The organism is Methylobacterium sp. E-065 (assembly GCF_022829605.1).
Classification (GTDB): Bacteria; Pseudomonadota; Alphaproteobacteria; order Rhizobiales; family Beijerinckiaceae; genus Methylobacterium.
This window is the reverse complement of record NZ_JAKSYD010000207.1, coordinates 1-6,038: the sequence shown is the minus strand read 5'-3', so window position 1 is coordinate 6,038 and position 6,038 is coordinate 1. Positions and strand designations below refer to the sequence as shown.

The window sequence follows — 6,038 nt, the reverse complement described above, 5'->3', positions numbered from 1 at the left end:
ATCCGCCGGGCCCTCGAGAGCGTGCCGGCCGACGCGAAGGCCAGCGCCGACGGCGCCCTGAAGGGTCTGATCGACGGGATCGAGCTGACCGAGCGCGACCTCGCCAAGACCCTGGAGCCAGGTTCAGGTAGCGGCCATCGGCTGAGAGCCGGCGGCGGCCGGTTCGGGGGCTATCGCTGCGGGCCGGAACGGGCTGGCTGAAATTCGGGATGCGGGCATAGGTCATCGTTCGCGCTCCTGATGGGGCTCGTGGCGGTGGGCTTGGCGGGGTGGTGGACTCAGTCGCCCAAGTTGCTGGTTCGAATAGGTTTTCAGGCGCTCAGAGGTCCGAAAACGGCCTCTGGACTCAGGGCTTCAGTGCGCAGCGGCGCGGTGGGCAGCTTTGGCGACCTGCCAAGCGGCCTTGAGGGCGGAGGACATCGCCACGCGGCGGGAGACGCCGCAGCGCTCCATGATGCCGGGGGCGGCGCGGCAGGCGGCGGCCATGATGGCGGCGCGGTCGTACTGGCCGGAGACGACGAGGGGGCGCTTGCTGGCACCGAACTGGATGAAGGCGCGGGCCGAAAGCAGGCCGGCGGGGATCTGCGGGCGGCTGTCGTGCAGCGAGCGGGAGAGGCGGTTCCAGGAGACGGTTCGGTGGGGCATGGTGGCAAGGCCTCAACCTGAGTTGATTTCGTATCAACTGAGCTTGAGATTGTCACAGATATGGAAAATGTCAACACCGCAGTTGATATTTTATCGCTTCCGGTTATGATTGTGACATGTTGAAGCCTGAGCAAATCCGCGGCGCCAGAGCGATGCTCGGCCTTACTCAAGCCGAGGTCGCGAAGCGTGCCGGCATCTCGACGACGGGGCTCAACAACATCGAACGCGGGACCTCTGACCCGAAGGCATCCACGCTGACGTCAATCCAGCAGGTGCTCGAAGCCGCCGGCGTCGAGTTCACCAACGGTGGCGAGCCAGGCGTGAAACTCCGCCGGAAGGATCAGCCGTGACCTACACTGTCCAGCAGCTCGCAGCGGGCAGCTATGACGTTCTGGTCGACGGTGCCCTCGTCGCCGCCCTCGCACGCGAAGTCGACCGCAGCGGCGTGACGCGCGAATGGCTGGTCGAACTCCTCGACGAGACGCCGCCGGCCGAGCGCCCGGCGCCCTTCACAGCCCAGAGCCACGCCTTCGAGACGCGCGCCGCTGCGCTGGCATGGCTCGGCATCAGCGGCGTGAGCGAGGGCGACGAGGAGCCGCCCCGGGAGCATCTGGCGCCGTGAGCGATCGGCGTGGCGACCCTTCTGACTTGGGCGTTTGCCCCATGATCGCTGGCTTGACGTTCATCCCCGAGGGCTGTGCTGGGGCTGGGATCCGGTTCCGGGAGCGGAAGGGATGATCACCGAGCCGTAGCTTCTCGCATCACCAAGATCCTGAGAGGGCCGATTGATACGCTTAGCGACTACGCCGGCAAGTTCACGCCCTGAAGCTGAAGGAAGCGATCCACCAATGGCGAATGACGACACACTCGCGAAGGCTCTGGCCAGCGTGAGGCAACAGCGCGAGAGCCTTGAGGCTGAGTACGAGCGGGTCAGCGGCGAGCTGTCGAAGCTTCGCCTCGCCGAGCGCTCGCTTGCGTCGATCGTGGAAGGCGCGCCGTTAGACGAGGAAGCCGATGATCAGCCACGGCGGCGGCGCGCTTCTGCTGGCGAGGACCAGCCTCGTGCGAGCCGCGGACCGCGCGGACCTCGGGCTAACTCCGCGAAGGGGCGGTTGAAGGCGCTCCTTGAGGAGACTGGATCTGAGGGTCTGACGCACGCCGAGATCAGCGAGCGCCTGACGGACGTGGCCGCCAACACCCTGAACACGTATCTCAGCGTGATGGCCAACAGCGGCGAACTGGAACGGCACGGGGACAAGTACCGCGCTGGTGCTCCGGCGGCAGCCGCACAGGACGAAGATGCTGCTGAGGACGAGCAGGATGACGGCGAGAGTGCCGAGGCTGCGGAGTAAGGCCTCTCGCCCCTCTACCGCCCTGTAGGATGTGGTTGGTCCTCCAGGGCGGCGAGGCCTATGCCGTCCCAGGGGCCTGTAGCTCAATGGTTAGAGCCGACCGCTCATAACGGTCTGGTTGCAGGTTCGAGTCCTGCCGGGCCCACCAAGCTATCGTCCTAATTACCTGTGCGCAGCCGCTTAGAGCTTTGATGCCTGATCCACGTCAGATGCCCGTTCTCGTCGTTGATGACGTGCCCATGATCCGCACGGTGGTCCGCGCCGTGCTTGAACAGGTCGGGGTTCACGATGTGCACGAGGCCGCGGACGGCGGTGCTGCGCTCACGATGCTGAACGAGCGCCCCTACGGCCTCGTCATCTCGGACCTGCACATGTTCCCGATGTCGGGCTTGGATCTGCTCCGACATGTGCGAGGAGATAGCCGTCTCCGCGAGACGCTGTTCGTGATGATGACCACGAAGGAGCACGCCCACGCCTTCACGGCCGTGCGGCGGGCCGGGGTGAACGCCTGCTTGGTCAAGCCCTTCATGCCGGCAGCGCTGCGGAAGACCCTCGAAGAGGTTTGGCCAAATGACGGCGACAAACTAGACGAAGGTCGGCAGGGTGAAACCGTTCGGCTGTGATCGCCTTGGGGCTTCCACGGGCACAATCAACGGCTGGTCAGCTGTGTCTTTCCAAGCTGCTGAGCCAAGCGCTTCAGCTGTTCTGTCGGGTTTTCGGACGGAGAGTCTACAATCCCGCCGACCGGGAACTCCCACTCTTCCAGCAGGTCGATGCAGATCAGCACAATCCCGAAAAACAGCCCCACGAAAATTGCTGTCCAAACGATCGTATCCAGCATGGCCCGCTCGCTCGTCTCCAAGTCCTTTACAGAAAATTAACAAGCACGGTTAACCAATGGTTACCATCCTTCCCCAAGCGCTTCTGTGTGGTCGAGCGGTAACAGTTCGATAACCATATGGCCGGACGATGCGGATGCGACCGGCCATCAGGCCGAGCAACGGCAGAGCAGCATCGTCCTGGTTAGCCGATGCGGCCATGCCGTTGCAGTCGCGCTCGACGGCACTTCGCCGAGAGCCTTCGTGTTCAATAACCCACCCAGCGTAATTGCGGCACCAGATCAGAGCCAGCGTCTCTGGTTGCTGCCGGCCGATGCACGCGGTGTCCATTTCGCTGACGCTCCCCAAGAACCTGTCTCTTGCACCACAGCCTCAGGTGGCTGAAACATCATAGTACCGGTCGCTCAAGGGCTCTGTTGAACTCAGCCGCCTGCCAGCATCACTAGCCGGCGCCGTAAGTGACGCCTTCAATCGATCGTCAAGTTGATCACCGCGTCCGACGATAAGATGCACCAGAATGGGTCTGGCGAGCTAAGTTGGAACTCGCCGATCTCATCGTGCACAAGGCGATCATAGGTCTCGCCCGGCTCCGGATCGTACTCATGGACGTGGCAGGGCTCATGATCTGCGCAAACGAGTAGGTTCAGTGAGACACAGCCTAGCCATCGTCCTGCTGCTGCTCGCATCGCCGGCCGCCGCGCAGAGCCTCAGCGCGCCATTCTCGGCCAGCGTCATCAACTCCGGACAGCCCGGCATTCAGGGCATCCCCCTCTTCCTCTGGAACGGGTTTGGCGGCGCAACCTTCGATGATCGCGCGACCCTGCGCGTGGACCGCGATGTCGAGACCAGCTCGGGCGGCGGCAAGCCGTGGTGGACCTACAAGGCGTTCTGGGCGAACACGACGACGAGCTTTGTGTCCCCGGGGTTCGAGTGGGTGATCACGAGCGAGCTACACAACCGCTCCCGCAAGAGCGCGAACGCCCAGAACGTGGCGGTGAACGGCACCGCGTGGAAGCAGCCGACCGACAACGGCGAGGAGACCGGCACGACCTGGGCGGGCAACTTCAACTGCGTCGACCAGACCGGCCTGCCGAACCCGACCACCTCTTGCGTCGCCCTTGAGCTCGACGTCGGCGGCATCGTGGGTCCGGATCTAAACCGGCAGCGGGTGCTCTCGCACGCGGCCGGCGGCGGTCAGCCAGGCGCGCATGTCGGATACGGCTACATGGTCTCAACCGGACAAGGCGTTACGATCGATCGGGCCTTCTCCACCGCCAACGTCGGATCAACCTTCGGCATCGGCCTCGACCTTGCGGGTGCTTCGTTCAGCGGTGCGGCGATCCTGATGGCACCGGGCCAGTGGCTCGGCTTCGACGGCAACGCTGACGGCAAATTCAGCCGGTTCCTCGGCTTCAATCCGGCCGACGGTGCGCTGACCTACATGACCAGCGGCGGCCCTGTCCTACGCGTCACCGACGACGGCGCCACCTATGTCGGTCGCATCGTCGAGACGATCCCGCACGTGCCAGCCTCATCGAGCGCGCCGTGCGTCACAGGGGAGCATGCCTGGGATCAGAGCTTTGAGTATCGCTGCGTCGCGCCAAACCGTTGGCGGCGCGCCTCACTGAGCGATTGGTAGCAGGACTCAGCGCAAGAAACCGGCGATCTGCAGTTCGTGCTCTACGACTTCGGCTACGCCAGCCATTGGATCTTCGTTTGCAGGTTCCGGCGGCCAGATGGCCGGCATCCGCGCGATCTGCTCACTGAAGAAGGCCTGTGCGGCGGCAACGGGGTCGGTGCTGACCTCCCGGTTGGCTGACACACGCTTTGGTGCTTGAGCCGATCGCATCCAGTCCAACATTCACGCCTCCTGAGCTGAGCTATAACTTGGAGGGCTGCGGCGGTGTTCCTGTAGCGGATCGTGATCCTCCGAACCCACAAGGCGAGAAGCTGCAGTCAAAATCTCATCGACACCGTCGATCGATCGCTTCGATCCCCCTCTCGGTCTCCCTGGCTTCGGCTAGACAATTTTCGCCGTTCCGATGCCGCGGCTGCAGCCTTGCAAGGCAAACAAGATCGGTTGCGCAAGGCGCACGGCAACAACTTCTGAACACTTTTTCAGGCTGAATGGGCCAACCTCGGATCGCCAGACGAGATGGCTATGACCTCAACCCTCGTTCTCAGTATCGCTGCGCCGCTCGTGACCGGCGTCATTGCGCTGCTCTGGGCTGGTTTCGTCGCTCGTGGGATGGATGAGGTGGCCAAGGTTCAACCTACGCCGGATCTGCGGACGTGGTGAGCTATCTAAGCCAGGCGAGCTGCTACTGCGACTAGGCCCCTTCGCGGCACGATGCTGCTACTGTCCGGCTCATCACTTGGCGTAACACACCGAGTTCCCTTCCTTTAGCCCACCCAGTTCGCCGGCGCGGGCTTTTTTGAGCCTATCAAGGACGGTCGCTTCCCGACTCTAGTACTTTCCGCGACTCAGCAAGTAGCACCGCGTGCTGGACTGAGCGGGGGCCCGTGTTTGGCACCAGTCGGCTCGCCTCAGTGATCAGACCGCGGAATTTTTGACGATCGAGCCCTCGCCACCCCTGGCAGCTGATCGCCGCAGCCAACACAATCTGAACCGCCTCGGTGCGCGCATTTGCTTCCGCCAGCGCCTGCTCCCGGTCTGGCAACAGGTCGAGCACTCTCTGTATCGCCGCCTGCGCTAGGGCGATTTCGCCACGCACCGCATCGTCCGTCATCGCGCCCATCCTCGGTCGTCTTGGGGACGGATGTCGTGGAGGGCACGCGATGGCATGTCTACCCAAAGGCTCGCAGGCGGTAGCTTGTGCGTCAGCGCTGCACCGCCTCGATATCGTCCTCGTAGACTGAGTCCGGCTGGCAGGCATGCCACTGCTTCTTCTCGTCGGCCTGCCCCTTTCGGCCGTAGCAGTAGCCGGCCTGGGCCAGGCGGCCGCTGAGCCGATCGTGGAGCCTGCACTGCTCATGGGTAACAGCCGGGTCTCCGGCAGCCTCACAGGCCTGCGATGCCTTCAGCTCCGCGTTCAGCAGCTCGGGAACTGTCGGAAGCTGCTGCTGAGCCCGCGCTCCACCAGCAGCAACGACGAGAGCGAGGGCGGCGAGGACTGTGCGCATCCTGGCAGGATAGCGGAGCTGCCGGCACCAGCAACCGCTTTGGGTACGACCCACCGCC

Annotated in this window: 11 protein-coding genes, 1 tRNA gene and 1 pseudogene; 8 read left to right on the top strand and 5 right to left on the bottom strand. The window is 63.9% G+C overall.

The features are described 5' to 3' along the window. Positions 1-201: pseudogene (locus tag MKK84_RS25530) on the top strand (hypothetical protein); the annotation flags it as partial. A 153-nt stretch (positions 202-354) separates the two neighbouring features. Here MKK84_RS25530 and MKK84_RS25525 read toward each other — a convergent pair. Beyond that, positions 355-645 (bottom strand): hypothetical protein, encoded by a 291-nt coding sequence (locus MKK84_RS25525; RefSeq protein WP_243924833.1) that lies wholly within the window; start codon positions 643-645, stop codon positions 355-357. Positions 646-761: 116 nt separating this feature from the next. Here MKK84_RS25525 and MKK84_RS25520 point away from each other — a divergent pair, with 116 nt between their 5' ends. The 5 genes from MKK84_RS25520 to MKK84_RS25500 all read left to right on the top strand — a co-directional run bounded on the left by MKK84_RS25520 (position 762) and on the right by MKK84_RS25500 (position 2,620). Next, positions 762-995 carry a helix-turn-helix domain-containing protein gene (locus MKK84_RS25520; RefSeq protein WP_243924832.1) on the top strand — a complete coding sequence of 78 codons (234 nt, stop codon included), beginning with the start codon at positions 762-764 and terminating at the stop codon, positions 993-995. Further along, the gene (locus MKK84_RS25515; RefSeq protein WP_243924831.1) at positions 992-1,267 is read left to right on the top strand and encodes a hypothetical protein; all 276 of its coding nucleotides are present in this window, start codon (positions 992-994) and stop codon (positions 1,265-1,267) included. The genes MKK84_RS25520 and MKK84_RS25515 overlap by 4 nt, the downstream gene beginning before the upstream one ends. A gap of 226 nt (positions 1,268-1,493) precedes the next feature. Next, on the top strand, positions 1,494-1,997 hold the full coding sequence (locus MKK84_RS25510) for a hypothetical protein (RefSeq protein WP_243924830.1): 504 nt from the start codon (positions 1,494-1,496) through the stop codon (positions 1,995-1,997). A 72-nt stretch (positions 1,998-2,069) separates the two neighbouring features. Continuing rightward, positions 2,070-2,145 (top strand) — tRNA-Ile (locus MKK84_RS25505). A gap of 61 nt (positions 2,146-2,206) precedes the next feature. After that, positions 2,207-2,620: a response regulator gene (locus MKK84_RS25500; protein ID WP_243924829.1), complete on the top strand. Its 414-nt coding sequence runs from the start codon at positions 2,207-2,209 to the stop codon at positions 2,618-2,620. 26 nt (positions 2,621-2,646) lie between these two features. Here the strand turns inward: MKK84_RS25500 and MKK84_RS25495 are convergent, their stop codons facing one another. After that, positions 2,647-2,838 (bottom strand): hypothetical protein, encoded by a 192-nt coding sequence (locus MKK84_RS25495; protein WP_243924828.1) that lies wholly within the window; start codon positions 2,836-2,838, stop codon positions 2,647-2,649. A 644-nt stretch (positions 2,839-3,482) separates the two neighbouring features. Here MKK84_RS25495 and MKK84_RS25490 point away from each other — a divergent pair. Then, positions 3,483-4,475 carry a hypothetical protein gene (locus MKK84_RS25490; RefSeq protein ID WP_243924827.1) on the top strand — a complete coding sequence of 331 codons (993 nt, stop codon included), beginning with the start codon at positions 3,483-3,485 and terminating at the stop codon, positions 4,473-4,475. A 6-nt stretch (positions 4,476-4,481) separates the two neighbouring features. Here MKK84_RS25490 and MKK84_RS25485 read toward each other — a convergent pair whose 3' ends face one another. Then, positions 4,482-4,697 carry a hypothetical protein gene (locus MKK84_RS25485; protein ID WP_243924826.1) on the bottom strand — a complete coding sequence of 72 codons (216 nt, stop codon included), beginning with the start codon at positions 4,695-4,697 and terminating at the stop codon, positions 4,482-4,484. Between the two features lie 300 nt (positions 4,698-4,997). Here MKK84_RS25485 and MKK84_RS25480 point away from each other — a divergent pair, with 300 nt between their 5' ends. Further along, positions 4,998-5,135, top strand: a complete 138-nt coding sequence (locus MKK84_RS25480; protein ID WP_243924825.1) for a hypothetical protein — start codon at positions 4,998-5,000, stop codon at positions 5,133-5,135. Positions 5,136-5,280: 145 nt separating this feature from the next. On the opposite strand, the gene MKK84_RS25475 is transcribed toward MKK84_RS25480, so the two are convergent. After that, positions 5,281-5,586 (bottom strand): ATP-dependent helicase, encoded by a 306-nt coding sequence (locus MKK84_RS25475; RefSeq protein WP_243924824.1) that lies wholly within the window; start codon positions 5,584-5,586, stop codon positions 5,281-5,283. A gap of 91 nt (positions 5,587-5,677) precedes the next feature. After that, positions 5,678-6,038, bottom strand: a 361-nt coding sequence (locus MKK84_RS25470) for a hypothetical protein (protein ID WP_243924823.1), incomplete at its 5' end; no start/stop codon positions are given.